The 831-nt window shown below is 75.2% G+C and carries 2 protein-coding genes; both read left to right on the top strand.

Features of this window, described 5'->3' with window-relative positions:
* Window positions 1–133 precede the first annotated feature (133 nt).
* Window positions 134–373 carry a hypothetical protein gene (locus tag I73_RS30925; RefSeq protein ID WP_051049200.1) on the top strand — a complete coding sequence of 80 codons (240 nt, stop codon included), beginning with the start codon at window positions 134–136 and terminating at the stop codon, window positions 371–373.
* Window positions 374–387: 14 nt separating this feature from the next.
* Window positions 388–831: TRAP transporter large permease subunit (locus I73_RS27750; protein WP_040500344.1), on the top strand; the 444-nt coding region annotated here is incomplete at its 3' end.

Genomic DNA, 831 nt, shown 5'->3' with positions numbered 1-831 from the left:
CCCTGCGGGAGCTGGTGCATGCCGGCTCGCAGCGGGCCAACGACCTGGGCAACTGGTTTTCGCTGTCTATGCCGCGGTGGCGGTGACGGCCGCCAGCCGGGCCGGCACCCACCTGGCCGCCGGTTGACGCGGCGTGTGGCGACCCCGCACCCGGGCCACCGTGCTGGCCCTGTGCGTGCTGCCCTGGGCCGGCTGGACGCTGTGGGCGGCTGCGCCCACCGTCTGGCAGAGCCTGGCGCAGCAGGAGCGCTTCCCGGAGACGCTGACACCGGGCTACTTCGTGATCCGTCTGGCGATGGTGCTGCTGCTCTTGCTGGCCGCGGCCCAGGCGGTGGCTGAGCTCTGGCGCGCCTGGCGCCGGCCGGCATGCTGAGCGGAGCGAGCGCGATGGGCACTGTGCAGGGCGGCTTGTGGATGTTGCTGGCGCTGGGCCTGCTGGTGATGGGCACCGGCTTGCCGGTCTGGGCCCTGCTGCTCGGGGTCTCCAGTGCCGCCGCCGCCTTCGGCTGGGGCCTGGGCGTGCTGGATGTCGGCGTGCTCACCGCCCTGCCGGCTCGCCTCACCGGGCTGCTGGAGTCGGACCTGCTGCAGGCCCTGCCGCTCTATGTGTTCGTGGGGGTGCTGCTGCAGCGCGTGGCCCTGGCCGACGCCCTCTACGCAGGTGCCAGCCGCGGCCTGGCCCGCTGGGGCGCCGGGCCCGCCGGCGGGGTGCTGGGCGTGGGGCTGCTGGTGGCGCCGATGAACGGTTCGGTGGCGTCGAGCTCGTCCCTGCTGGCGCGCCTGGTGTGGCCCACCCTGGCCCGCACGCCGCTGCGCCGGCCCGAACGGGCC

The sequence above is a fragment of the Ideonella sp. B508-1 genome, from assembly GCF_000333615.1.
Taxonomy (GTDB): domain Bacteria; phylum Pseudomonadota; class Gammaproteobacteria; order Burkholderiales; family Burkholderiaceae_C; genus Ideonella.
The sequence above is the reverse complement of the archived record's forward strand: the minus strand, read 5'-3'. Positions and strand labels throughout refer to the sequence as shown.